At 66.0% G+C, this 21,679-nt stretch carries 17 protein-coding genes and 2 riboswitches; of the genes, 7 read left to right on the plus strand and 10 right to left on the minus strand.

What is annotated here, in order from left to right; translation table 11 throughout:
• Positions 1–29: 29 nt before the first annotated feature.
• A riboswitch (ZMP/ZTP riboswitch) is annotated at positions 30–117 on the minus strand.
• Positions 118–209: 92 nt separating this feature from the next.
• Positions 210–1,316 (plus strand): flavin-containing monooxygenase, encoded by a 1,107-nt coding sequence (locus tag ADIAG_RS07225; RefSeq protein WP_007270682.1) that lies wholly within the window; start codon positions 210–212, stop codon positions 1,314–1,316.
• Positions 1,317–1,377: 61 nt separating this feature from the next.
• Positions 1,378–2,226 (plus strand): formyltetrahydrofolate deformylase, encoded by an 849-nt coding sequence (gene purU, locus ADIAG_RS07230; RefSeq protein WP_007270683.1) that lies wholly within the window; start codon positions 1,378–1,380, stop codon positions 2,224–2,226.
• A 78-nt stretch (positions 2,227–2,304) separates the two neighbouring features.
• Here the strand turns inward: purU and ADIAG_RS07235 are convergent, their stop codons facing one another.
• From ADIAG_RS07235 to ADIAG_RS20045, 3 genes are all read right to left on the minus strand, one after another.
• Positions 2,305–4,164, minus strand: a complete 1,860-nt coding sequence (locus ADIAG_RS07235) for a heavy metal translocating P-type ATPase (RefSeq protein WP_007270684.1) — start codon at positions 4,162–4,164, stop codon at positions 2,305–2,307.
• A 267-nt stretch (positions 4,165–4,431) separates the two neighbouring features.
• Positions 4,432–4,896, minus strand: a complete 465-nt coding sequence (locus ADIAG_RS07240; RefSeq protein ID WP_007270685.1) for an OsmC family protein — start codon at positions 4,894–4,896, stop codon at positions 4,432–4,434.
• 96 nt (positions 4,897–4,992) lie between these two features.
• Entirely contained in the window at positions 4,993–5,580 is a 588-nt protein-coding gene (locus ADIAG_RS20045; protein WP_007270686.1) for a hypothetical protein, read from the minus strand.
• Positions 5,581–5,861: 281 nt separating this feature from the next.
• Between ADIAG_RS20045 and ADIAG_RS07250 the strand changes: the two genes are divergently transcribed.
• The 3 genes from ADIAG_RS07250 (at position 5,862) to ADIAG_RS07260 (ending at position 8,177) form a co-directional block, all read left to right on the plus strand.
• Positions 5,862–6,386 (plus strand): gamma carbonic anhydrase family protein, encoded by a 525-nt coding sequence (locus tag ADIAG_RS07250; RefSeq protein WP_007270687.1) that lies wholly within the window; start codon positions 5,862–5,864, stop codon positions 6,384–6,386.
• A gap of 40 nt (positions 6,387–6,426) precedes the next feature.
• Complete coding sequence (locus ADIAG_RS07255) at positions 6,427–7,485, plus strand: Gfo/Idh/MocA family protein (protein ID WP_007270688.1); 1,059 nt, start codon at positions 6,427–6,429, stop codon at positions 7,483–7,485.
• 95 nt (positions 7,486–7,580) lie between these two features.
• Positions 7,581–8,177 (plus strand): hypothetical protein, encoded by a 597-nt coding sequence (locus ADIAG_RS07260; protein WP_007270689.1) that lies wholly within the window; start codon positions 7,581–7,583, stop codon positions 8,175–8,177.
• Positions 8,178–8,227: 50 nt separating this feature from the next.
• Here the strand turns inward: ADIAG_RS07260 and ADIAG_RS07265 are convergent, their stop codons facing one another.
• Positions 8,228–9,757, minus strand: coding sequence for an FAD-dependent oxidoreductase (locus ADIAG_RS07265; RefSeq protein ID WP_007270690.1), 1,530 nt, complete (start codon positions 9,755–9,757; stop codon positions 8,228–8,230).
• 549 nt (positions 9,758–10,306) lie between these two features.
• Here ADIAG_RS07265 and ADIAG_RS07270 point away from each other — a divergent pair.
• Positions 10,307–10,606, plus strand: a complete 300-nt coding sequence (locus tag ADIAG_RS07270; RefSeq protein ID WP_007270691.1) for a hypothetical protein — start codon at positions 10,307–10,309, stop codon at positions 10,604–10,606.
• Between the two features lie 174 nt (positions 10,607–10,780).
• Here the strand turns inward: ADIAG_RS07270 and ADIAG_RS07275 are convergent, their stop codons facing one another.
• From ADIAG_RS07275 to ADIAG_RS07295, 5 genes are all read right to left on the minus strand, one after another.
• Positions 10,781–11,788, minus strand: coding sequence for a bile acid:sodium symporter family protein (locus ADIAG_RS07275; RefSeq protein WP_007270692.1), 1,008 nt, complete (start codon positions 11,786–11,788; stop codon positions 10,781–10,783).
• Between the two features lie 207 nt (positions 11,789–11,995).
• Complete coding sequence (locus ADIAG_RS07280) at positions 11,996–13,204, minus strand: cystathionine gamma-synthase (RefSeq protein ID WP_007270693.1); 1,209 nt, start codon at positions 13,202–13,204, stop codon at positions 11,996–11,998.
• An 18-nt stretch (positions 13,205–13,222) separates the two neighbouring features.
• Positions 13,223–14,560, minus strand: a complete 1,338-nt coding sequence (locus ADIAG_RS07285; RefSeq protein WP_007270694.1) for an O-acetylhomoserine aminocarboxypropyltransferase/cysteine synthase family protein — start codon at positions 14,558–14,560, stop codon at positions 13,223–13,225.
• Between the two features lie 104 nt (positions 14,561–14,664).
• Positions 14,665–17,022, minus strand: a complete 2,358-nt coding sequence (gene metE, locus ADIAG_RS07290) for a 5-methyltetrahydropteroyltriglutamate--homocysteine S-methyltransferase (protein WP_007270695.1) — start codon at positions 17,020–17,022, stop codon at positions 14,665–14,667.
• Positions 17,023–17,077: 55 nt separating this feature from the next.
• On the minus strand, positions 17,078–18,004 hold the full coding sequence (locus ADIAG_RS07295) for a methylenetetrahydrofolate reductase (protein ID WP_007270696.1): 927 nt from the start codon (positions 18,002–18,004) through the stop codon (positions 17,078–17,080).
• Positions 18,005–18,107: 103 nt separating this feature from the next.
• A riboswitch (SAM riboswitch) is annotated at positions 18,108–18,222 on the minus strand.
• Positions 18,223–18,615: 393 nt separating this feature from the next.
• On the opposite strand from ADIAG_RS07295, the gene ADIAG_RS07300 reads away from it, so the two are divergent.
• Positions 18,616–19,359, plus strand: a complete 744-nt coding sequence (locus ADIAG_RS07300; protein WP_007270697.1) for an SDR family NAD(P)-dependent oxidoreductase — start codon at positions 18,616–18,618, stop codon at positions 19,357–19,359.
• Between the two features lie 863 nt (positions 19,360–20,222).
• On the opposite strand, the gene ADIAG_RS07310 is transcribed toward ADIAG_RS07300, so the two are convergent.
• Positions 20,223–21,434: an IS110 family RNA-guided transposase gene (locus ADIAG_RS07310; RefSeq protein WP_007270700.1), complete on the minus strand. Its 1,212-nt coding sequence runs from the start codon at positions 21,432–21,434 to the stop codon at positions 20,223–20,225.
• Positions 21,435–21,679: the final 245 nt, after the last annotated feature.

The following is a 21,679-nucleotide window of genomic DNA, read 5'->3' on the forward strand; positions in this document are numbered from 1 at the left end:
CGGGCAGGTACACATTGCGAATCATTCAACCCCCGGACCCAGGCGCGCGGTCCGTGGTTAGCTCATGTGCCGCTCCCCGGTGGTTCATCCCACCCAACGCCAGTTGCGACACCATCCAATATTAGTCGGAATAGGCCCGCGGTTGGGACTGTTACACACTAAGAACGTTGAATCTTCAACTGATACGTCCTTGAAGGAGGGAACCGGGAATGCGGTCCACGAGCAGGCAAATGCGCACGGTCGTCATCGGTGCCGGACAGGCGGGGCTCTCGGCGGCCCACCATTTGCGGCGCAGGGGCCTTGTACCTTTTGAGGATTTCATGGTGCTTGACGCCAATGACGGCCCGGGCGGGGCTTGGCGCCACCGCTGGGATTCATTGACTTTTGACCGGGCCCACGGGCTGCATTCGCTTCCCGGCATGGACCTTGCCACCCCCGACCCCCGCGAGCCGGCCTCGGCGGTGGTTGCCCGCTACTACGGGGCCTACGAGTTGGCCTTTGCCCTGCCGGTAGTCCGTCCGTTTAAGGTGCGCAACGTCACGGGTTCCCTCGAGGACGGATTCACGATCACTGCCACCGACGGACGCGCCATTCGCGCGGCCACGGTGATCAATGCCACCGGAACCTGGGACAAGCCGTATTGGCCGTATTACCCCGGGCAACGCGGATTCACCGGCCGCCAGCTGCACACCCACGACTTTGTGGCGCCGGAGGAGCTCTTGGGACAACGCGTGCTGGTGGTGGGCGGGGGAACCAGCGCCGCCCAGTTCCTCCTGCAGCTTTCCACGCTGGGCATCGACACCCTATGGTCCACTCGGCGAGCGCCGCAGTGGAGGGAAGCGCCACAGAACAAGGCGTGGGGCATCGAGGTTGAGAACAACGTCAATGCCCGTACCCGTTCCGGCTTGCCGCCGTTGTCGGTGGTCTCGGTAACGGGCCTCCCCCTGACCGATTTCTACCAGGCGGGCATCGATTCCGGGGTGTTGGTCTCCCGCGGTGCGATCAACTCGCTCTCTGCCCGCTCGGTCACCTTCTCTGACGGCAGCACCGAGGAGATCGACGTGATCCTGTGGGCCACCGGGTTCCGGGCTTCCCTTGACCACTTGGCGCCACTGGGCCTGCGCGAACCCGGCGGCGGGATCCTCATGGGCGAGGATTCGGTGTCTGTCCCCAAGGTCCCGGGCCTGTTCCTGGTGGGCTACGGAGCCTCGGCATCCACCATCGGGGCGACCCGGGCCGGGAGGGCCGCAGCGGTTGCCGCCGGCAGGCTCCAGGAAGCTGCGGCCGCCGATACCGCCACCGCCGATTCCCGATAGTTGCGTTCGCATTCCCTTCACCGGATTCAGCCACGGCGATACCTGCATGTAGCGTGAATACGTGACCACCAACGAATTCATTGTCTCCCTGTCTTGTCCCGACCGTCCGGGCATCGTCCACGCCGTTTCAGGAGCCCTGCTCAGCGCGGGTTGCAACATCACCGAGTCGCAGCAATTCGAAAGCCCCGAGACCCACAACTTCTTCATGCGCATCGCCGTGGCCACAGCCCAGGACATTGATGCTGTGCGCAACGCGCTGGGTCCGGTTCGCGACGAATTCGGCATGGAACTGGGCATCACCGCAGCCGGTTCCCGGGTGACGACCCTGATCATGGTGTCCAAGGAAGGCCACGCGCTCAACGACCTGCTCTTTGCCCAGCGTGCCGGAACCCTGCCGGTGGAAATCCCGGTCATCGTCTCCAACCACCTTGATCTGAAGCCCATGGCCGACTTCCATGGCATCGAATTCATCCACATCCCGGTCACCGCAGCGACCAAGGCCCAGGCCGAGGCACAGCTGCTGGCCCTGGTGGACGAGCACAACATCGAGCTGGTGGTGCTGGCCCGCTACATGCAGATCCTGTCGGACGATTTGTGCCGCGCGTTGAGCGGTCGGGCCATCAACATCCACCACTCGTTCCTGCCCTCTTTCAAGGGGGCCAAGCCCTATCACCAGGCCCACGCTCGCGGCGTGAAACTCATCGGCGCGACCGCTCACTACGTCACTGCGGACCTGGACGAGGGGCCGATCATCGAACAGGAGGTCATCCGGGTGGACCATGCGCGCACTGCCGGACAGTTCGTGGCCATGGGTCGCGACGTGGAGGGGCGCACGCTCACCCGCGCCGTGGCCTGGCATGCCGAGCGCCGGGTCATGCTCGACGGCTACCGCACCGTGGTGTTCTCCTAGCGAACAAGGTTCCTCCAAGGGCATGGGCCGGTAGCAGGTTTTCTTCTTGCTGCCGGCCCATGGCTTTTGGTGTCCGGCTCAGCGCACCACTGTCGATCCAGCGGGTGCCGGCCGGCTCACCGGGGCCTTCTTCCGCCCGCCCTTCAGGGCACGCAGCGCGGACAGGATCGCGACCAGGTCCACGACCTCCTGGCTCAGCGCTCCCGCCACCGCCGGCAGCACCCCGGTGGCGGCCACCAGCATCAGCACCACGGAGAAGACGATGCCCAGCCAGATGGACTGCACCGCGATGCGCAGGGTGTCCTTGCCGATCCGCACCGCGTGCGCCACTTGGGAGATGTTCTCGGTCATGATGACCACGTCGGCGCTTTGTGAGGCGGCGGTCGAGCCGCGCGCCCCCATGGCCACGCCCACATCGGCCGCGGCCAGCACCGGGGCGTCGTTGACCCCGTCACCGACCATCATCACCGGGCGGTGCTCCAGCTTGCGCACGTGCACGACCTTGTCCTCGGGCAGGCACTCGGCATACACCGTGTCCAGGCCGATCTCCGCGGCGATGTGGTCGGCCGTGGCCTGCTGGTCGCCGGTGAGCATGAGCATTTCCTTCACGCCCAATGCGCGCAGCCGCTCCAGCGTCGCTCCTGCGTCTTCGCGCAGCTCGTCGGCCAGCAGCAGCACCCCGGCAAAGACGCCATCCACCGCAACGTAGACGGAGGACTCCCCCGGACCCAGCTCCCGGCGCACCACCCCGGCGGCCAGCGACGCCACCCAGGCCGGCTTGCCGACCAGCACTCGGCGCCCGCCCACTAGGGCGCTGACTCCATGGGTCGCTTCCTCGCTGGCATCCTGCACCTCGGCGATCGGCAGCGCGCGCTTCCCGGCGGCGGCCACGATCGAGGCGGCCAGCACGTGCGAGGAGTACTGCTCAGCGGCGGCCACCAGGCCCAGGAGCTCATCGGCACCGAACCCTTCCACCGGCTTGACGCCGCGCAGTTCCGGGGTGCCCCGGGTCAGCGTCCCGGTCTTGTCGAAGGCCACGGATTGCACCGCGGCAAGCTTTTCCAGGGTGCCGCCGTCCTTGACGATGATTCCTCCCTTGGCCGCGCGACTCATCCCGCCCATGAAGGCCACCGGTGCGGCAATCAGCAACGGGCAGGGCGTGGCGACCACGAGCACCTCGGCAAAACGCACCGGGTCCCCGCTGACCCACCACGCCGCACCGGCAATGACGTAGGCCAGCAGCGTGAACGGGACGGCGTACCGGTCGGCCAGGCGCACCATCGGCGCCCGAGAGCTTGAGGCTTCCTGGACCAGTTCGACGATGCGCGAGTACTGCGAGTCGGCGGCGCTGGCAGCGGCCCGCATGCTGATGGCACGGGTCCCGTTCACGGAGCCGGATAACAGTTGTTCCCCGGCGAGCTTGTGCACCGGCATCGATTCGCCGGTCAACGAGGATTCGTCGAAGTCCGCCTCGCCCTCAAGCAGCACCCCATCCACCGGCAACACTTCCCCGGGCCGCACCAGCAGCACGTCCCCCGCGGTCACCGCCTCCACCAGCACCTCAGTGAGATTCCCGGCGGCGTCCATGAGCCGGGTCCGGGTTGGCACCCGGTCCATGAGCTCGGAAAGTGATTGGGTGGCGCGGACCTGGGCATAGTCTTCCAAGGCCTCGCCCCCGGAGACCATCAGGCAGATGATCAGTGCCGCGACCCATTCCCCCACGAACACCGTGGCCAGGATGGCGGTGAACGCCAGGATGTCAATGCCCCAGTGCCCCCGGGCGATATCCTTCACCATGCCCCAGCCCAGCTGCAGCGCGACCCCCAGGGCAAAGATGCCCGCGATCCAGCGCGCAGCCTCGCCCATCCCGAACGGAAGCAGCAGCAGCGTGCCGGACAGCACCACGAGCGTTGCCACCACCAGCGGATAACGTTTCATCAGGCCCACGGGTCAATCTCACCTTTGTCTGTAGACAGGGGAAAGGTTCCCCACCCCCATCCTCGACGGTTAAGGGGTTCCTTGCCAGCGTGGACAGGCTCACCTTCCCACGGCGCACCCCACCCCAAGGGGACGGAACGGAGCAAACATGGGCAGCGCACCAGGCACTGCCCGGCACGAACCGGCAGGCACGGCGGAGCACCCCATGCCGTCTCGGGTTGCCGGACAGCGACGCTCCGGGCGGGGCGCTGCCCGCCGGTGGTGCCCCTACTGCTGTCTTGGCTGCCCGCTGTCCCCGAGCCCCACGTGGACCTCGTTCGTGACGGCAGTGCCGCGTTCCACCGTCCGTGACACCGTGCAGTACTTCTCGTGCGAGAGTTCCACCAGGCGTTCGACCATGCCTGCGGCCTTTTGGCCTTCGGTCGTGTCGGGGAATTCCACGTTGAAGGACAGGTGCAGCCCGTCCACCCGGCTGGCGCCGTCCTCAACTACCTTGCGGCCGGTGGCCGCCACCTTGAATGACGTGGGCTCTGCGCTGCGGGCGGTGACCGTGTCCACGTCGATCGACGAACAGCCGGCGATTGCTGCCAACAGCAACTCCACCGGGCTAAGCAGCCCTTCGCCGTGGCCGAATTCGATTTCCGCACCCGCGGCATTGCGCACGGTGTAACGGCCGGTTGCCGTGCGGGTCAGCTCGACGGAACGCAGCATGGGATCTTCGTTTTCGCTCATGGATTCATCATGCCACCAGCGCGCCGGCCGATTCCGCACGCGACAGACGGGGGTGGTGTACAACGTTCCCCATGGACGAGCAGGCATCCGCCCCGGCTAGCTTTCGGTGGCCCACTGTTCGTGCTCGTCCAGGTGGTGACGCTCGCTGGCCTCCGGTTGGGTCCCGGAAGCGGCCAGTTCTTCCATGCGCGCCATCAGGTCCACCGCGACCGTCCAGGTTTCCAGCGTCGAGGGCGGATTGACGCCGGCTGCCCGGGCAATCTTGTTGCGCCACTTGTTGGTGAAGCCCAGGACCTGCTCGCCGGTGATGTTGCGGTCCCAGAGCCAGCGGGCCAGCTGCCTGGCCTTGACCAGCCTGTTGGCCTCGGCGTGTGCGCCATGGCGGAAGGGATCGATGGCGGGCTTGGCGGCGGCCGGTGCGGGTTCAGCCGGTTCAGGTTCAGCCACCACGGGCCCGACCACTGCGGAGTCCACCGGAGGCAACTCGACCGTCTCGGGTGCGAGGTCCGGGAGACCCACCGCCACGATTTCGGCGCCGGTCTCGATGGTGTGGACCGCTCCTTGGATGATCCCCTCCAGCCGCTCCCGGACCTGGGGCGGGATGCCCTGCGACTGCCCCTCGAGGGTGTGTCGGAGTTCTGCGACCATCCGCTCGTAAACCTCAACCTTGTGCTGCGGCCACATTGTCCCGGCTGCTCCTGTTCTGCTGTGTCCGATCCCCATGAAATACCCTGCAGTCCCATGGTACGGAGCCAAGCATCAACACTATCTGCTTGCCCCGGCCAGTGGCCACCACGCACCGGTCCCGCGCTTCCGTCCGACCGGGCGTGGCCCTCCGGTGACCTGCCTGGCAGGTTCCCTGGGCGCATGGCCCCGGCAGGGGCTCCCCCGGTCCCGCATTCGCCATCGACAACGTCGTGTCGCGCAACCAAATAGCCCGCAGGGCACCGGATAGAGTGGGTGTCATGGCCCACATCATCACCATTGATTCAAACACTCCGTCCGTCGATGCCACCGCTTTCGTGGCACCAACAGCAACACTGTCCGGGGACGTTTCCCTGGGCGCAAACACCAGTGCCTTCTACGGCGTCTCGGTCCGCGGCGACTCGGACACCATCACTGTCAAGGAGGGCACCAACCTCCAGGACAATGTGGTGTTGCACGGCGATGCGGGCTTCCCCTGCACCATCGGCGAGCGCGTCTCGGTGGGCCACTCGGCAGTGGTCCATGGGGCCACCGTGGGCAACGACTGCCTCATTGGCATGAGTGCGACCATCATGAACGGTGCGGTCATCGGGGACAATTCCCTCGTTGCCGCAGGAGCCTTGGTGCTCGAGGGCACCGAAGTCCCGCCACGCTCGCTGGTGGCCGGGGTTCCGGCCAAGGTTCGCCGCGAACTCAGCGATGAGGAGGTCGAGTCCCTGAAGGAAAACGCCGCACACTACCTGGTGCTGGCCGCCAAGCACCGCGAGGCAAACGCAGCACTGTAAGCGCACCACCAAGCCCAACTGCATAGGGAGCACACGTACGATGGTTCGTTATATCCAGACACCACCAGCCGCCGGTTCAAGCGCCCCCTCGCCGATCAAGGCCACGGGCCGCTCACTGAACTGGGGCATCGTCTCCACCGGGCACATTGTTTCGAAGGTTGTTGCCGATCTCCAGTCCTTGGAGGACGCCAATGTGATTGCCGTTTCCTCGCGCAATGAGGAACGTGCCCGCGCCTTCGCCGACGAACATGACATCGAATGGGCCTACGACTCCTATGAAGCCATGTTTGCCGAGCCGGAGATCGAGGCCGTCTATATCGCCACCCCGCACGGACAGCACTTCGAGATCACCATGGCCGCGTTGAAGGCCGGCAAGAACGTGGTGTGTGAGAAGTCCCTGACCATCAACGCCGCGGAGGCCCGCGTCCTGGTCGCCGAAGCCGAGGAACAGGACCTGTTCCTGATGGAAGCAGTCTGGACCCGCTTCACCCCCGTTTTCGCCCGGGCCATGGAGATCTTGGAATCCGGGGAGCTTGGCGATCCCTCCTGGGTCCAAGCCGACCTGGGCTTCCTGGCTCCCTACAATCCAGAATGGCGGCTCTACGATCCTGCCGCCGGCGGCGGGGCGCTGCTGGACTTGGCGGTCTATCCGCTCACCTGGGCCATTGGGGCCATGGGCTTCCCGACCTCGGTGCAGGCCAGCGGCGACCTCAATGAGGACGGCGTCGACATCCAGACCGCGATCACCTTGGGTTATTCCGGGGTGCGTCACGCCCAGCTGATGGTTTCATTGACCAGCTCCCCGACGAAGGAAGCCCGGGTGGCTTGCACCGAAGGGTGGTTGGGCACCAACGCACCGCTGCACAACCCCACGAAGCTCTTCATCCATCCACTCAATGGACCGGCGCGGACCGAGGTCTTCGAACCGGTGGGCGAGAACTACACCTATGAGTTCCGCGAAGCGACCCGTTGCATCCAGGCGGAACTGAACGAGTCACCCACCATGCCGTGGGAGCATTCGGTGAACACCATGGCGATCTTCGACGGAATCCGCCATCAGTTGGGGATCCGCTATCCCAACGATTCCTATGTAGCGTAGCCGGCAAAACGTCGAGGGGTTTCGCAGTGTCGGGGCAGGTTCAGGCACCGCGAAACCCTTTGTCGTTTCCGCCGCCCATCGAAAGGACCCCGCCCATGTTGGCCCGTGACTACATCGGCGATAAATTCCGTTCCCTGCACTTGCTGCGACTCTTCCTGCCGGCCCATGACCGCAGCGAGGCCCCTCTGCGGTGGTCGTCGTTGTTGCCTCCCGGGGCCGAGTTGGAGGCTTCGGCGGACTGGAACGAACTCTGGTGCGCCTTCCTGGTGGATCATCCCGGCACCGAACTGCCTGATGCCCCGTTGGGCGGGTTGGACAGGGAAACCGCGGCCGCCCTGCGCGAGATCCTGGGTGCGCATTTGGACGCGGAGGTGCAGCTGCACACCCGGAGTTGGATCGGGCATTCGCGCCCCTTTACGCCCCAGGCACTGACCAGCCTCTTTCACGGCCGGGAATACCTCCACGAAGACCTTGGCCTCGAGGGAATCATCTTCCGTGGCGTCCGGGACCAGGTCCCGGAATTCGTTGAGGATCCCCACCATGCCTTCGCCTGGGGCACCTGCCTGTACCCGGATTCCTTGGTCATTGCCGCAGCGCCGGCGCTGTTCCGGGCGTTGCACCAAGACCCGCGGCTGGAAGTCGTGTCCATCGTTTCGCACCGCGACATCTTGCCTGCTCCCTTTGATGGGTAGACGCACCGGAATGCGCCCGTACGAATTCCGGTCCTGGCCCGGCGGCACGCTCAGGGTGCCGGCTTGGCCTCCAAGGCATCGACGGCGGGACCCTGGATGACGCTGCCGTCGGTGGAGAAGCGCGACCCGTGGCAGGGACAGTCCCAGGTGGTGTCGGCGGAATTGAATTCCACGATGCAGCCCAGGTGCGTGCAAACGGCGGATACGGCGTGGAGTGCCCCTTCCGCATCCTTGTAGACTGCGGTGCTCTGCCCGGCGGCCTCGATGACCGTGCCCTGTCCGGGGGCCAGTTCCGCAGGGGTGCGTACCCCGGAAGAATCGCCGACGTCGGCGGCCTCCGTTGCCTCGGTCTCCCGCCCGGCGGTCGACTTCACTGCTTCCGCCGTGGCGGCGCGGTTGCTGTTGAACATCGCCGCCCAGGGGTTTTCCCGGCCGGTGATGGTGTCGGCAAGGATCAGCGCCGCCGCGGTCCCATTGGTCAATCCCCATTTACGCAGACCGGTGACCACGTACACGTGCTGGGACTCGGGGGTCATCGGCCCGACGTAAGGCAAGCCGTCAACCGGGATGCCGTCCTGCGTAGACCACCGGTAGGCGACTTCCTCAACACCGAGGCGGTCGCGGGCGAAGGAAGCCAGCCGCCGGTACCGTTGGGCCGAGTTCCCGGACTCCGCAGCCGGGTGGCCCTCGCCACCGACGAGCATGTAGCTCACCCCGTCGATGCCGACCGTCAGGATGGAGCGCATCGGCTCGTCGACGCTGATGAACGTGGCATCCAGCGGTGCGGTGTCCACTGGGCCAGCGACGAGGTAGGAACGGTGGGCATGGCACCGTTCGTCGAAACGGCCGTTGTCGCCGAAGGGCACATTGGTTGCGACGATGACATCGCGTGCACGGACGCTGCCGTTCTCCAGGCCCACGATGCAGGGCGAGCCTTCCTCGATGCCCTGCGCGCGCGCCTGCTCGAAGACGTAGCTGCCGTCCCCGTGGACCGCCCGGGACAGGCCCTGGAGGTACTTCACGGCATGCAGCTGTGCTTGTTCGTCGAACTTCACCGCGCCCTTGACTTCAAAGGGCAGCGGAACGTCGGTGGTGAAGGTGGCGGGAAGGCCCAGCTCCGCGGCAAGCTCCGCCTCGGTGTGCACCAGGGCCAGGGCATCGTCAGATTCGGCGTAGGTGTAGTTCGCGACGCGGCGGAAATCGCAGTCGATGCCTTCGACGGCCACCACGTCCGCGATGTGGCGCAGCGCCGCCTCGTTGGCCTGTCCGTAGGCGCGGGCGGTGTCCGTGCCATGGCTCTCACGCAGCTGCGTGTAGACCAATCGTTGCAAGGACGTGACCTTGCCGGTGGTGTGGCCGGTGACGCCGGTTCCCACGCGAGCGGCCTCGAGGACCGCGACGCTCCGGCCAGCTCGCTTGAGCGTCAACGCCGCGGTCAACCCGGCGATGCCGGCGCCGATCACCGCGACATCCACCTCCACGTCTCCGCGCAGGGCAGGGTAATCGGTGGTCCCGCCGGTGGCCACCCAGAGGGAGACCGGATCGCCCTCGAGCCGTTCACTGTTCGCTGCGGTGTTCATGGTGTCTCCTTCGGGTTGCCCAGCATGAGTCGTTGGTTCTCGGGTTCCGCGGTGACGTGAGCGCAGGACGGTCGCGAGACCCCGGGATGCCGCGGCGGGCCAAGAGCCGCGAGCGAGCAACGCCAGGGGAGAGAAGTCCACCACCATGCACGGGGAGGGATGGTTGCACGCCCTCGATGCCTCCTCCCACAAAAACGTGACCCGATCGTGGACTTGTCTCGATCATGACCCGTGGCCACCGGTTTATCAATGGCATGCAGCGACCCAAGCCAAGAACCTTGGATACTCCTGAATTTCCGCCGTGGGTCGGGCCGGTGTGGCGCTTGGCCTCTTCGGTTCCCTTGGACCCGGCCGGCAGCTTACCGAGCAGCTGCCAGAGCCGCGGTGGTTCTGGCCCCTGGAACCAATTCGGAGTCGGGTCCGGAAAATTATGCTTGCATAACGGCCACTCCCCGACCGAGAATCAGCTTGTACCCAACGTGCGCCGGCACCGGGAGGAATCATGAAAATCCCTGGCTCGGAAAACCCGAGCTGCTAGGAGAATCGACCATGGACACAGGGGCAGAGCTCTTTGGCAGACTCAACGCGTGGTGCAAGGACCACCGTCATGGTGTGCGCAGCCGCAAACAGTGGAAATACATGGCCTATGGTGCGGCCGAGGACATCCACCAAGAACTGGTCGCCAGCGGGTTTGCTCCACTCAGTGCAGACCTCCTGCGCAGGACCGCCTCACACGCCGATTGGTGGTGGTGGAAACAAAATTCACGCAGCCCTTATGGGCGCGCACACTCACGCCACGTCAAAGGGAACCCGGTGAAGCCCACCGTTTTGGACGACGGCATCGAATAGACCAGCAATTTGCGTGATGACGCCGCCCATACGGTTCCCCGTGATCGATCGCCGTATCCGCGATCAGACAAGTTCCTTGGCCATCCAATAGTGCAGTTAATCGCCGAAGGTTCCCTGATCGCTTGCCTTGCGGCGCATCGAGAGAACCTTCGGGAAGTTCGGATCCATCATTGATCACTTGGAAACAAGCGCCGCTTCGGCGGCGTCGCGCTTAGCGTTCTTGGCACTGCTGCGGCGCCAGTAGGCGGCGATGATCGCACCGGAGAGGTTGTGCCAGACCGAGAACACCGCACCCGGGAGGGCCGCCTCGGGTGCGAAGTAGGTCTTGGCCAGGCCCGAGGCCAGCCCGGAGTTCTGCATGCCGACCTCGATGGCCATGGTGCGGCGGGTGGCCATGGGCTGCTTGAAGAGCTTGGCGACTCCGTAGCCAAGCGCCATGCCGCCGGCGTTGTGCATGATGACCGCCAGCAGGATCAAAAGACCTGCACTGAAGATGGCCGCGGCGCTGCCGGCGACCACGATAAGCACCACCGCGGTGATGGCGATGACCGAGACCCAGGGAAGTGCAGGCAGCACCTTGGCAACCAGGCGTGGCATGATCACGCGCAGCACCAGGCCCAGGACCACGGGGATCAGCACGATCTGCACGATCGATACGGCCATCGACCCGGCGTCCACCGGAAGGTACTGGCCCGCCAACCACAGGGTCAGTAGCGGGGTGAAGATGGGTGCCAAGAGGGTGGAAATCGAGGTCATGGTCACCGAGAGCGCGACATCTCCCTTGGCCAGATACGTCACCACGTTCGAAGAGGTGCCGCCCGGTGCACAGCCCACCAGGATGACGCCGGCTGCCAGCGCCGGGGGAAGCTGCAACAGCATCGAAATGCCCAGACCCAGCAGCGGCATGACCACATACTGCGCAAGCACTCCCAGGAGGACCGGAAGAGGCTTGCGTACAACCAGCGCGAAGTCCGGAAGCGTCAGCGTCAGGCCCATGCCAAACATGATGACCATCAGCAGCGGGTTGATCGCCGTGGAGAATCCGCTGAAGGTATCCGGGGATAGCAGGGCCAAGGCCCCTCCTGCCAGCACCAACAGCGGGAAGAGCGTCACGGCGACCTTCGCGCTGCGTTCTTCGCCATCAAGCGTGGTCCCTGGTTGCACATTTCGTTCAGTTGACATGGAAAGATAGTCGCAAACTGATCAACCGGTGTCCACTTGTGACAGCAATATGTTGATCACCAGCCGCTCGCCGCAGAAAAAATACCACTTATCGCGGCAATCCGACTTCGTGAGCTTCACGTATTTCCTACCGCCGTCGTTCCGGACGGGAATGCGGTGGTCCCTCTCCAGCCCCCTCAGACCTGCGCAAGGGACCACCGCAAGTCTTTATCTGACCGCGACGTACTGGCGCGAGGCGTCCCGGGCGGCGGCCAGCCCGAGCTCCAGATCGGCGATGAGGTCCTCGACCTGTTCGATTCCGACGCTCAGGCGCACCAGGTTCCGCGGCACCGCCCACGGGGTGCCAACCACCGAGGCATGGGTCATTTCCGCCGAGTAGCAAACCAGCGACTCGACCCCGCCCAGAGACACCGAGAGCGCAAAGAGCTTCATCGACTCGGCAAACGCCCGGGCCGCGGCTTCCCCGCCGGCAAACTGGATCGAGACGATCCCGCCGAAGCCGTTGGACTGCGTCGTGGCCAGCTCGTGGCCGGGGTGCGATTCCAGTCCCGGGTACCGGACCGTTTCGACTTCCTCGCGGGCGCCCAGCCACTCGGCGATGGTCGCTGCGTTGGCGCAGTGGCGTTCCATGCGCAGCCCCAGAGTCTTCAGCCCGCGCGCTGCCAGGAAACAGTCCTGCGGCCCGGCCACAGCTCCCCCTGCGAATTGCTGGAAGCCCACGGACTGCGCAAGTTCCTCGCCGCGAAATTCCTTCCGGGCCACGATCACCGCGCCCCCGAGCACATCCGAGTGCCCGCCGATGTACTTGGTGGTCGAGTGCACCACGGCATCCGCACCCAAGAAAAGCGGGCGCTGCAGGAACGGGGTGGCGAAGGTGTTGTCCACGACCAGCAGGGCACCTGCCGCATGGGCGATCCTCGCCCAGCCCGTGATGTCCGCGATGCCCAGCAGCGGGTTCGACGGGGTTTCGACCCAGAGCAGCGCGGTGACCCCCGGCTGGACGGCCTTAGCGACAGCGTCCAGGTCGGTGATGTCCACCGGGGTGTTGGTGATCCCCCACTTGCCGTGCAGGCGGTTGATCAGCCGGTTGGTGCCGCCGTAGCCGTCGGCACCAAGCACAATGTGGTCGCCCGGGGCCAGCACCGCGCGCAGCAGCGCGTCCTCGGCGGCGATACCGGAGGCGAACGCGAACCCGGCGTGCCCACCCTCCAGGGCGGTGAGCTGGGTTTCGAATCCGTTGCGGGTCGGGTTGGAACCGCGGGAGTACTCGTGCCCGTTGCGCAGCACGTTGATCCCGTCCTGCACGAAGGTGCTGGTCTGGTAGATCGGCGGGATGACCGCACCGGTGAGCGGATCGGGCGCCTGGCCGGCGTGGATGGCTTGGGTGTTGAAACCCGGGTGGCTGATGGTTCCCATGATTCTGCTCCCTTGTCCCTAGGCGTTGATGGATGTCCGTGGCGCGTTGGCCACGGTTTCGGAGGTGTTGTTCCGGCCCAGGCCGTCGAGCCCGGTGATGAGGTCGTCGACCAGGTCGCCGGCGTCCTCGAGTCCCACGGACAGGCGCAGCGTGCCCGGTGCGATGCCGGCGGCCGCCAACTGCTCATCGTTGAGCCGGCAATGGGTCATCGCGGCCGGGTGCACGATCAGCGAGCGGGCGTCCCCGATGTTGGCGGCCAGCGCAAAGAGCTTCAGCGAATCGACCAGTTGCGGAACCGCGGCGGCATCCACCAGGTCAAAGGAAAACACACAGCCGGTGCCATTCGGGAAATATTCCTTGGCCAGCTCGTGGTCCTGGTGGGTGGGCACCGAGGGATGGTGCACCCGGGCCACGGCCGGGTGCCCGCCCAGGGCCTTGACCAGTTCCAGCACGTTAGCCTGGGCCTTGGCCACGCGCAGCGAGAGCGTCTCGATGCCGGTGAGGATGGAGCTGGCCGAGGCCGCCGAGAGCGTGGGGCCAAGATCGTGCAGGAACTTGGAGCGGGCGAGCATCAGGTAGGCCTTGGCCCCGTAACGTCCCAGCAGCAAGTCCCCGCCATAGCGGGCCTTGGGTCCGGCGATCTGCGGCCAACGGGCGGCATCGGTGAAATCGAAGGTGCCCGCGTCAATGATCAGTCCCCCAAGAACCGATCCGTGGCCGGACAGGGCCTTGGTAGCCGAGTGCACCACGATGTCCGCACCGAACTCGATGGGCCGGCAGGCGGCCGGGGTGGCCAGGGTGTTGTCCACGACCACCGGGATCCCCGCGGCGTGGGCCAGATCGGTGATGACGCGCAAGTCCACCAGGGTGGCCAGCGGGTTGGAGACCGACTCGAGCAGGAATCCTCGGGTCTTCTCGGTGATGGCCGCGGCCCAGTTCGCCGGGTCCTCCGGGTCCACGAACGTGACGGTGATGCCGAAGTCGGCGAAGGTGTCGGTGAGCAGGTCGACGGTGCCGCCGTAGAGCTTGTTGGAGGCAACCAAGTGGTTGGGGCCCTGCAGCAGCGCCAACAGCGACAGCGCGACGGCGGCCTGCCCGGTGGCCGTGGCGATCGCCCCGATCCCGCCCTCCAGGGCGGCGGCACGTTCCTCGAGCACCGCGACCGTGGGGTTGCCGGTGCGCGAATAGGTGAAGCCCGGTTCCTTGAGCGAGAAGAGTCTTGCCGCGGTGGCGTAGTCGGGGAACTGGTAGGCCGCGGTGTTGTAGATCGGCACGGTCATGGGTCGGTGTTCTCCCGTCGGGGAGTACCCGGCGTGGATTTCGGTGGTGGCGTTTTGCCAGGAGCTGGAGGCCATGGTCGTGCCTTTCGGGCCGAGGGAGCAAGAAGTGCGTGTTGGGGAATGGTGTGCCGGTGCGGCACCGATTGGCTCGGCGCCGCACCCGCACACCCGCGTGACAGCTAGACCGCGACGCCCAGGGTGGCGCGGGCGGCGACGGCGGCGGAGACCAGGTTGGCCAGCGAGGCCTCGGTCTCGGCGTAGCCGCGGGTCTTCAGGCCGCAGTCCGGGTTGATCCACAGCGCCTTGGGATCCAGTGAACCCAGGGCGATGTCGATGAGCTCGGCGACTTCCTCGGTGGACGGAACGCGCGGGGAGTGGATGTCGTACACGCCCGGGCCGATGCCACGGCCGTAGCCGAACCGGGTCAGGTCCGCGGTGACCTCCATGCGGGAGCGGGCGGCCTCGATCGAGGTCACGTCGGCATCCAGGGCGTCGATGGCCTCGATGATCTCGCCGAACTCCGAGTAGCACAGGTGGGTGTGGATCTGCGTGGCATCGGCGGCCCCGGAGGTGGCCAGACGGAAGGAGTCGACCGACCAGCCCAGGTACTTGGCCTGCTCGGTGGCGCGCAGCGGCAGCAGCTCGCGCAGCGCCGGCTCGTCGACCTGGATGATCCCGATGCCGGCATCCTGCAGGTCCGCGATCTCATCCCTGAGGGCCAGGGCGACCTGGTTGGCGGAGATGGACAGTGGCTGGTCGTCGCGGATGAAGCTCCAAGCCAGGATGGTGACCGGACCGGTGAGCATGCCCTTGAGCGGCTTGGTGGTCAGCGAGGCGGCGTGGGTGATCCACGGGACGGTGAAGGCCGCCGGGCGGGAGACGTCCCCCCAGAGGATCGAGGGGCGGGTGGCGCGCGATCCGTAGGACTGCACCCAACCGTTCTCGGTCTCGGAGAAGCCGTCGAAGTTCTCGGCGAAGTACTGCACCATGTCGTTGCGCTCGGCCTCGCCGTGCACCAGCACGTCAAGCCCCAGGCGTTCCTGCAGCTCCACGACCCGGGCGATCTCGTCCTTCAGGAAGCCGTCGTAGGCCGCGTCGTCGAGGGTGCCGGCCCGGTGTGCGGCGCGGGCGGTGCGGACCTCGGTGGTCTGCGGGAAGGAGCCGATGGTGGTGGTCGGCAGCGGCGGCAGCGCCAGGGCGAGCTCCTGGGCGGCCTTGCGGGCCGGGGCCTCCGAGCGGGAGAAGTCGGCGGTGGTGAGGTTGGACAGGCGCTCGCGCACGGCGGCGACGGTGGTCCCGGCAAATCCGGCGCGGTGCACGATGGCCGTTTCGGCGGCCGAGAGCTGCGCGGCGATGGCCGATTCCCCGGCGGCCAGGCCCGTGGCCAGGGTGATGACCTCGGCGACCTTCTGGTTGGCGAAGGCGAGCCATGCGGGCAGATGGGCCGGGAGGTCGGATTCCAGGGCGACGTCGTGCGGGACGTGCTGCAGCGAGGTGGCGGTGCCCACGGCCAGGGTGCCGCCGACCTTTTCGACCTCGGTGCGCAGCGCGGTGAGGATGCCCAGCGAGGCGGCAAGGTCGTTGCGCCAAATGTTGCGCGAGTCCACGATGCCGGCGACCAGGGTGGAGCCGGCCAACTCTCCCAGGAATTCGGCGGCGGGAACGGCGCCGCGGACCAGGTCCACGTGCACCGCTTCGACGCCGGCGCGGGCCAGCAATCCCTGCGTGGCGCCCGGACGGGCAACGTCCCCGGCGGTGCCGTAGCCGAGGGTCACCAGCAGGGCGGGACGCGTCGTGGCGGCGGCCAGCTTCGAGTACACGGTCTCGGCGAGCTCGCCGGCCACGGCCAGGGCGGCGCCGCGGTCGGTGACCAGGGCCGGCTCGTCCAGCTGGACCCAGGGCGCGCCGGCGGCGGCCAATGCCGCCAGGATCTCGCCGTAGGCTGCGACGACTTCGTCGATGCGCACCAGCGGGTCGAAGCCGGCCGGGGCGCCGTCCTCGGCCTTGGCCAGCAGCAGGTAGCTGATCGGGCCCACGAGGGTGGGGCGGATGGTGTTGCCGTTGGCCGCGTGGGCGGTGAAGGATTCGACAAGCGCCGCGGCGTTGGCCTTGAGGGGGGTGGCTTCCCCGATTTCCGGAACCAGGTAGTGGTAGTTGGTGTCGAACCACTTGGTCATCTCCAGCGGGGCGCGGGATTCGTCGCCGCGGGCCAGCACGAAGGACGCGGCGGTGTCGATGGCACCGGCGGCGTCGGCCAGGTCGGCAAAGCGGGCGGGCAGGGCCGAGAGGGCGACCGTCGCGTCGAGCACCTGGTCGTAGTAGGCGAAGTCGCCGGGCAGCGAGGCGTCGTCGGCGCCCAGACCCAGCCCGGTGAGCTTTGCCAAGTTGGCGTTCTGCAGTTCCCGCGCGGCGGCATGCAGCGTGGCTTCGTCGGTGCGTGCTGCCCAGTGCGATTCAAGGGCCTTCTTGAGCTCGCGGTTGGGTCCGATGCGCGGGTAGCCGAGGATGGATGCGGCGGGGAAGGTTGGCTTCGACATGGTGATTCTCCTATTTGTTCTGGCGTTGTGGAAGGTGCTGGGAAGGTGTGTGGGTCTAGACGGCTGCGCGGGTGGCCCAGGCGTTGCTGGCCCGTGCGCGGGTCCGCGGCAATTCGAGCTGCTCGACGACATCGAGGGAGCCGCGGTGGTCGTTGAAGGTGTAGAGATGCACACCCGGTGCCCCGTCGTCGAAGGCGCGGCGGGCCAGGTTGACGGCGGCGTCCACTCCGACGCGGTGGCGTTCGGAATCCGAGCTGGCGGTCTCCAGCGCGTGGGCCAGGATCGGGTCCGGTGCGATCCCGGCCATCGCGCACAGCCGGTTCAGGCGCCTGACCGAATTCAGCGGGATGACACCCGGGATGATGGGAATGCTGACCCCGGCGCGGCGGGCCGATTCCACCAGGTTGGTGTATTCGTCGGCCCGGAAATAGACCTGGGTGATCGCGTAGTTGGCCCCGGAGCGTTCCTTCGCCAGCAGCACCTCCACGTCGTGCTCGAAGGACGGGGATTCGGGGTGCCGGATCGGGTAGGCGGCCACCCCCACGCCCAGCCGGCCGCCGGCCAGGGCGGCCGAATGGTCGGCCTCGACCGCGCGGATCAATTCGATCAGGTAGCGGGCGAAGGGGTATTCCCCGCGCCATTGTTCCGGATCCGTCGGCAGGTCCCCGCGCAGGGCCAACACCCCGCGGACCCCGAGGGAGATGAAATGGCGGATCAGGTTCTGCAGGGTTTCGCGGCTCTCCCCCACACAGGTCAGGTGCGCCAGCGGGCGCAGCCGGGTGTTTTGGATCAGGTGCTCGATCAGTTCCAGCGACGCGTTCCGTCGTGCCGGGGACCCCGAATAGGTCACCGACACGTAATCGGGGTCGGTCGATTCCAGGGCCTGGATGCTGGTGAAGACGCCCTCGGTGGCGTCGCGGTTCACCGGCGGGTACAGCTCATAGGACAGGGACGGCGGTGCGGCTGTCGTTCCAATGCTCATGCGTGTCTCCTCGTTGATTCGAGGGAGGCATCAGGGATCGCCACAAAAGCCCCAGGGATCCGTCACGGATGTCCTGCGGCGATGATGAGTGAACGCTGAAGCGGCTCCATCGCTTCTGGCGGTAGCACCCTCGCCGGTCGAGTCCCTGAAGGGAATCCACCGGATGATGGTTGCTGCGGCGTCAACGAGCCAGATCTCTCAGCCGCTCTTGATGGTTGATGCATTAATCATGCGCCGGCGGCCGCAGGCGCCGCAATGCGGCAGTCGCCCCCTGCGTCACAAGGCTCAAATGCCGTTCACGTGACGTCACTCCGTCATTTTTGCGTGAGGTCAAGAACACATTGTGACAACGGGAATTCGGGCGAACTCCCCGCGTTTACACGGCATTGGGCCGCGGCGCATGACGTGGGCGGTGTTTCGTGAAGCAATTGTTACACCGGCACTGAGGCCGTGCGGAGCTGGTTCCCAATCGGTGCGGAACGGAAACGTTCCAACGATTCAAAACGCGCCATCATCAGGTTTTCAGTAAACGTACATGATCATGTGATTCCGTATACGGGTGATCCGCCGCAACGGATGGCCCAACCAGAACGACCGAACAGAGGAACTTCATGCAGCTTGAAAACAAGGTAGTCATCGTCACCGGCGGAGCAGCTGGCATTGGCGGGGCGATTTCCCGCGTCCTGGTGGCACGCGGAGCGAAGATCGTCGCCGTCGACCTCAACGCGGAGGCAGGTGATGCTCTGGTGTCCGGCCTCGGCGAAAACGTGCGCTTCCTGGCCGGCGACGTCAGCGACAAGGCTGTCGCCGAGGCCGCGGTGAAACTGGCCAAGCAGGACTTTGGCGGATTGGACGGGTTGGTGAACAACGCCCATGCCTCACGTCAGGCCATGTTCAACGAGCTGACCGAGGAGCAGTGGGATTTGTCCTTCAACACTGGATTTCGTGCCACCCGCCAGTTCATGGCCGCCGCCTACCCGCTGCTGGCGACCAACGGCGGTTCGGTGGTGAACTTTGGTTCCGGCTCCGCCATGGTCGGCCAGATGACCCAGGCTGCCTATGCCTCGGCCAAGGAAGCGATCCGTGGTCTGTCCCGTGTAACTGCCAACGAGTGGGCCAAAGACAATATCCGCGTCAACGTCGTCTCACCCATGGCACTGACCGACGGGGTCAAGGCTTGGAGCGAGGCTTACCCGCAGATGTATCAGGACTCCCTGGACAAGATTCCGCTGGGACGTTTCGGGGACCCGGAAACGGATGTCGCACCGATCGTGGCGTTCCTGCTCTCCGATGACTCGCGCTACATGACCGGACAGACAGTCATGGCCGACGGTGGTGCCAACAAGCTGTACTGAATTCTGCGGGAGCGGGGCTCGCTTTCCCTGGCCTGGCTCCTGGCGACCCCGGGAGTTCATGGGGTTCGCCAAGGGCCAGGCTTGCATGGATGCAGTGCCGAATCATCAGTGGCCGGGCGGCTCGCCTTGGGACATCCAGCAGTCTTTGCTGGCCGCCAAGGCCCGCTCCTTCGTGATCCCCGCAGCGATTCCCCTTTCAAAGCCCGCGGCGCGGTTGGGTTGCCGGACCGGTCCCGTGGGAGGGGCCACCGGCTGCTAGGGCACAGCCCCGCGCGGTTAGCACCCCGCGCTCCACGCAAGCCCAGAACTCATCGTCTTCACCCGTCGGCTGGTCCCGGAGAATATGGTTCCAGACGGAAGCGGAGTCCGTGGTCCGGTCCGCCGGGGATGAAAATTCGGGTTCACAGGAGCCGCCCGTCGGCACGGACCAGACGGTGCGTTCCCTGGTGACGAACGAGTTCCTGCGGTCCTTCAGCACCGATTCACGCCGTTCGGTCGCGCGGGGCTTCTCGTGCTCATCCCGTCGACCGAAGCTGTCGTTACTCACGCCGTTGAATCGGTAGGCCAAGGGGTCAACTGCACATCCGTAGACTCGCCAACAACCTGGACCAGCACCCATAATCTCCCGGCGGCCGAGCGCGGAAGGTAAATGTTCTTCCCGGTCTTCGGCGTTGTCCCTCGAGTCGTCCACGAAGTCTTCCAGGGCTTCCTCCAACAGCGGGGGGGGTGCCCCTATCCGGTTCGTCAAGTCTTTCCCTGGATATTTCAAGAATCTTTGCACCTATTGGCGGGCATGCCAAGGAGGTCCGGGTCGGTGTTTTCGACTCGGACCACCTTGGTTTGGGAGCTCTTGGTCGGTGGGTTCAGGCGGCGGCCAGCTCCTGCCCGGCAGCGTCGTAGATGGTCCCGTCACGCAGCATCGCGAACAGGACATTGCACCTGCGCCGGGCCAGTGCGATGACGGCCTGGGTGTGGTTCTTCCCCTGGGCACGCTTCTTGTCGTAGTAGATCCTCGAAGCGGGGTCTTTGGAAGAAATGGAGGCGAACGCCGAGAGGAAGAGCGCGCTCTTGAGGACCTTGTTTCCCTTCTTCGAGGAGTGGTCCCCGCGGATCGAAGTTCCCGACCTCCACGTCACCGGCGCCAGGCCCGCGTAAGAGGCCAGGTGCCCCGGTGAGGCGAAGTCCTTGCCGCTGACCTCCGTCAGGATCCTGGCGGCGGTCTTGATGGCGACCCCGGGCATCGAGGTGAGCAGCTCGTGCAGCGGGTGCGCTTCGACCAACGCCTGGATCAGGGTGAGCACGTCGGTCTGGGCGGCGCGGTTGTGGGCCAGAGACCGGGCTTGGTGCGCCAGGGCGGTGCCCGCGGCCTCGGTGCCCGGCACGATCACGCTCTGCTGGTCCAGGGCCTCAAAGAGCTCCGGCACCCAGCGCTTGAACGCCCGGGGTGCGTGCTTGCGCAGTAGCGTTTCCACCCGGGCTTTCCCAGCCCGTCGCAAGGCCGTCGGGGTCGGGTATTTGGCGAGCAGTTCCAGCATCGCCGGGTGGTCCAGATGCTTGCCGATAACCCGTTCCAGGGCCGGGTGGATGTGGGTGAGCAGGCCGCGGATCCGGTTGGACGTCGCGGTGCCTTCCTTGGTCAAGTCGTCGTTGAATCCGCAGAGCATGGTCAGCTCGGCGACCTGCTCATCGGCGGTCTCCACGTTGCGCAGGGTGTGGGGCATGGTGCGGGCGGCTGAAGCGATGATCAGAGCGTCTCTCGCGTCTGTCTTGGCCTCCCCGGGGTGTAAATCGGCGATCCTACGCATGGCCAGCCCGGGCAAGTAGCCGACCTCGATTCCGGAGGCCAATGCGACGGCGACCGGCAGCGCACCGATGGTGGCTGGCTGGTCCACGACGAAGAGCAAGCGGCCGTGCTTGGAGAGGACTTTGATCATGGTCTTGAGCTTGGCTTCGTCTTGCGGCAGGGACTTGTCCCAGAGTTTCTTGCCGGCCCGGTTCAGGGCCACCGCGTGGTGGTCGGACTTGCCGACATCGACGCCGATGAACACGTCGATGGAGTCGTGGTCTTTGATCATTGCGCACCTTCCGTAAAGCCTGGGTTTGACGGATGAAACGGTGCTGGCTTGTCCTGCGGCTCCTCGGCTCGGCATCCACGTTACGCCCGACCTTGGACGGTGGTTCTCTGTCCTGGTCCGGCCCCTATTAGCGATGTCCTCGGTGCCTATCGTGCCCCGGTGGCAGCACCCCCCGGATCATTGGAATTAACTGGGGGGACGAACCATGCCGGGGTCGACAGGCCAGCATCCCCATCCTTGCCTAA

This window comes from Paeniglutamicibacter gangotriensis Lz1y (genome assembly GCF_000348945.1).
GTDB classification, from domain to species: domain Bacteria; phylum Actinomycetota; class Actinomycetes; order Actinomycetales; family Micrococcaceae; genus Paeniglutamicibacter; species Paeniglutamicibacter gangotriensis.

What these genes read in the sequence shown, in the direction of transcription:
- ADIAG_RS07275 (WP_007270692.1), bottom strand. Translation starts at nt 11,788, where the DNA reads ATGTCAACTGAACGAAATGTGCAACCAGGGACCACGCTTGATGGCGAA.
- ADIAG_RS07285 (WP_007270694.1), bottom strand. Translation starts at nt 14,560, where the DNA reads ATGGCCTCCAGCTCCTGGCAAAACGCCACCACCGAAATCCACGCCGGG.
- ADIAG_RS07225 (WP_007270682.1), top strand. Translation starts at nt 210, where the DNA reads ATGCGGTCCACGAGCAGGCAAATGCGCACGGTCGTCATCGGTGCCGGA.
- ADIAG_RS20045 (WP_007270686.1), bottom strand. Translation starts at nt 5,580, where the DNA reads ATGTGGCCGCAGCACAAGGTTGAGGTTTACGAGCGGATGGTCGCAGAA.
- ADIAG_RS07265 (WP_007270690.1), bottom strand. Translation starts at nt 9,757, where the DNA reads ATGAACACCGCAGCGAACAGTGAACGGCTCGAGGGCGATCCGGTCTCC.
- metE (WP_007270695.1), bottom strand. Translation starts at nt 17,022, where the DNA reads ATGTCGAAGCCAACCTTCCCCGCCGCATCCATCCTCGGCTACCCGCGC.
- ADIAG_RS07255 (WP_007270688.1), top strand. Translation starts at nt 6,427, where the DNA reads ATGGTTCGTTATATCCAGACACCACCAGCCGCCGGTTCAAGCGCCCCC.
- ADIAG_RS07310 (WP_007270700.1), bottom strand. Translation starts at nt 21,434, where the DNA reads ATGATCAAAGACCACGACTCCATCGACGTGTTCATCGGCGTCGATGTC.
- ADIAG_RS07250 (WP_007270687.1), top strand. Translation starts at nt 5,862, where the DNA reads ATGGCCCACATCATCACCATTGATTCAAACACTCCGTCCGTCGATGCC.
- ADIAG_RS07280 (WP_007270693.1), bottom strand. Translation starts at nt 13,204, where the DNA reads ATGGGAACCATCAGCCACCCGGGTTTCAACACCCAAGCCATCCACGCC.
- ADIAG_RS07295 (WP_007270696.1), bottom strand. Translation starts at nt 18,004, where the DNA reads ATGAGCATTGGAACGACAGCCGCACCGCCGTCCCTGTCCTATGAGCTG.
- ADIAG_RS07260 (WP_007270689.1), top strand. Translation starts at nt 7,581, where the DNA reads ATGTTGGCCCGTGACTACATCGGCGATAAATTCCGTTCCCTGCACTTG.
- ADIAG_RS07240 (WP_007270685.1), bottom strand. Translation starts at nt 4,896, where the DNA reads ATGAGCGAAAACGAAGATCCCATGCTGCGTTCCGTCGAGCTGACCCGC.
- ADIAG_RS07235 (WP_007270684.1), bottom strand. Translation starts at nt 4,164, where the DNA reads ATGAAACGTTATCCGCTGGTGGTGGCAACGCTCGTGGTGCTGTCCGGC.
- ADIAG_RS07300 (WP_007270697.1), top strand. Translation starts at nt 18,616, where the DNA reads ATGCAGCTTGAAAACAAGGTAGTCATCGTCACCGGCGGAGCAGCTGGC.
- ADIAG_RS07270 (WP_007270691.1), top strand. Translation starts at nt 10,307, where the DNA reads ATGGACACAGGGGCAGAGCTCTTTGGCAGACTCAACGCGTGGTGCAAG.